The organism is Microbacterium sp. C448 (assembly GCF_000582705.2).
Classification (GTDB): domain Bacteria; phylum Actinomycetota; class Actinomycetes; order Actinomycetales; family Microbacteriaceae; genus Microbacterium; species Microbacterium lacus_A.
Genome location: NZ_HG779810.1, coordinates 1 through 1330, shown reverse-complemented (window position 1 = coordinate 1330; position 1330 = coordinate 1). Strand labels below are relative to the sequence as shown.

1 protein-coding gene is annotated in these 1330 nt (G+C 63.5%); it reads left to right on the top strand.

Annotation, left to right across the window (positions count from 1 at the left end; genetic code table 11):
* Nucleotides 1-232 precede the first annotated feature (232 nt).
* The gene (locus tag MIC448_RS15075; protein ID WP_100812876.1) at nucleotides 233-1309 is read left to right on the top strand and encodes an IS110 family transposase; all 1077 of its coding nucleotides are present in this window, start codon (nucleotides 233-235) and stop codon (nucleotides 1307-1309) included.
* The last annotated feature ends 21 nt before the right edge of the window (nucleotides 1310-1330 follow it).

Here is a 1330-nt window from a genome sequence, read left to right as displayed (position 1 = left end):
CTGTGAGAGTGTCGAGTACCTCCTGGCGGCCTGACTCTTGCTGACGACTGACCTCGAAGTCTGGGTGTCCTTGCTGTTGATCTGTCGTCCGTCAGGAGGCGCATCACCCTCGTGGTGCTGGCCGGGCGGGCGTGACCTCATAGGAGCCTGATCGCAACAGTCCCATCACAGTCCCGTCCACCCGACCGGCCAGTGTCACTCACCCTGTCCTGATCTGGTTGGAGCGAGCACTATGAGCATGCAGCAAGTCCCCTCTCACCGTCGAGTCGTTGTCGGCGTCGACACTCACAAACACGTCCACGTCGCCGTCGCGATCGATGAGCTCGGCGCGGTCCTGGATCGCCGATCTTTCGCGGCGGATTCCGGTGGCTACGGCCAGCTGATCGACTGGGGCGAATCGTTCGGCGGGAAACTCACCTTCGGGATCGAAGGCACCGGTTCCTATGGTGCAGGCCTGGCCGGCGCAGTGCGCCGTCGTGGAATCGGGACGCTGGAGGTGATGAGAACGGACCGTCGCGACAGGCGACTACGAGGCAAGTCCGACACCATCGATGCCGAGAACGCAGCCAGGGCAGTCCTCGCGGGCCTGGCGACGGCCATCCCGAAGTCAGCCGATGGAACAGTGGAGATGATCCGTCAGATCAAGGTCGCCAAGGACGTCGCCGTCAAGGCGAGAACATCCGCGATGATCAGCCTCAAGCAGGTCATCGTGAACGCCCCCGACGATCTGCGTCAGGAGCTGCAACCGCTATCGAAGATGGCGCTCATCCATCGCTGCGCGGCGCTTCGTCCGGGCCAGGTGACCACAATCATCGCGTCGACCAAGCACACGTTACGATCGATCGCCCGTCGCTGGGAAGTACTGGATGCCGAGATCTCCGGGCATGAGAAGCTCCTGGCAGAGCTGACCGCGCAGATCGCTCCCGACCTCGCGAAAGCCTTTGCGGTCGGTCCTGACACCGCGGCCGAGATGCTGATCGTTGCCGGCGACAATCCGGAACGGATCCGTTCGGAGGCCGCGTTCGCCCGGCTCTGCGGTGTCGCCCCGATCCCTGCATCGTCAGGGATGACCACCCGACACCGGCTCAATCGGGGCGGTCACCGGCAAGCAAACGCCGCACTCTACCGTGTCGTCATCGTTCGCATGCAGCACCACGAACCCACTAAGGCCTACGTCGCCCGCCGGATCACCGAAGGAAAGACGAAGTCCGAGATCATCCGGTGTCTGAAACGTCTTCTCGCCCGCGAACTCTGGGCCGCGATGCGCCCCATCCGCGAAGCCCGACCACCCCTCCAAATCGCGGCTTGACAGATATAGGAGCATCAACGC

Excerpts from the sequence above, each read along its gene's own strand:
- MIC448_RS15075 (WP_100812876.1), top strand. The coding sequence starts at position 233 with ATGAGCATGCAGCAAGTCCCCTCTCACCGTCGAGTCGTTGTCGGCGTC.